1 protein-coding gene is annotated in these 1,257 nt (G+C 63.8%); it reads left to right on the top strand.

Annotated features, from left to right (window positions below):
• On the top strand, positions 1-1,250 hold a 1,250-nt coding region (locus tag GOAMI_RS22265), incomplete at its 5' end, for an IS30 family transposase (RefSeq protein WP_006438915.1).
• Between the last annotated feature and the right edge of the window lie 7 nt (positions 1,251-1,257).

Raw genomic sequence — 1,257 nt, forward strand, 5'->3', positions numbered from 1 at the left:
TCGGTGTGTCGGTGCCGGTGGGTACACGCTGGTTCCGCCACGCTGGCGGCATGAGGCCGCTGAGTCTGGATGAGCCTTCGGGCCGCTATCTATCGTTCGCCGAACGGGAAGAGATCGCGCTGCTACGCGCCCAGGATCGTGGGGTGCGTGAGATCGCACGGCGGATCGGGCGCAGTCCGGCCACGATCTCGCGTGAGCTACGGCGCAACGCCGCAACCAGGAGCGGGAAGCTCGAGTATCGGGCGTTGGTGGCGCAGTGGAAAGCCCAGCAGGCCGCCAAGCGCCCAAAAACAGCGAAGCTCGTGGCCCACGTCGAGTTGCGGGAGTACGTACAGCACCGCCTGGCCGGCGTTGTCCGCCGTCCCGATGGCACGATCGCTGCGGGCCCCACGCCACCACCGTGGAAGGGGCTTAACAAACCGCACCGTGCCGACCGGCGGTGGTCGCTGGCGTGGAGTCCAGAGCAGATCTCCCAGCGTTTGAAGGTCGACTTCCCCGATGATGAATCCATGCGTATCAGTCACGAGGCGATCTACCAGTCCCTGTTCATCGAGGGCCGCGGCGCGCTCAAACGTGAGCTGGTGGCGTGCCTGCGCACCGGACGTGCACTGAGGGAGCCGCGGGCCCGCTCGCGCAACAAGCCGCAGGGTCACGTCACCTCCGACGTCGTGTTCAGTCAGCGCCCTGCCGAGGCCGAGGACCGTGCCGTCCCCGGGCACTGGGAGGGTGATCTGATTATCGGAACTGGGAGATCGGCGATCGGCACTATCGTTGAACGTCGTAGTCGTGCAACACTTCTGGTGCATCTGCCACGCCAGAAGGGCTGGGGTGAGCAGCCGCCTGTGAAGAACGGGCCCGCACTCGGTGGCTACGGTGCCATCGCGATGAATGCAGGACTGACAGCGTCGATGGCCGTGCTGCCGCAGCAGTTGCGCAAAACGTTGACGTGGGATCGCGGCAAGGAACTGTCTGCTCACGCCCAGTTCGCGATGGACACCGGAACGCAGGTGTTCTTCGCCGATCCGCACTCACCGTGGCAGCGACCGTCGAACGAGAACACCAATGGTGTTCTGCGTCAATATTTTCCTAAGGGAACTGATCTGTCGCGGTGGTCAGCTGAGGACCTCGAGGCTATCGCCTACACCCTCAACAGCCGTCCTAGAAAAGTCCTCAACTGGAAGACCCCCGCCGAAGTCTTTGGCGAACAACTACACTCGGTACAACAACCCGGTGTTGCATCGACCGATTGAACGCGCC

The sequence above is a fragment of the Gordonia amicalis NBRC 100051 = JCM 11271 genome (assembly GCF_000332995.1).
GTDB lineage: Bacteria > Actinomycetota > Actinomycetes > Mycobacteriales > Mycobacteriaceae > Gordonia > Gordonia amicalis.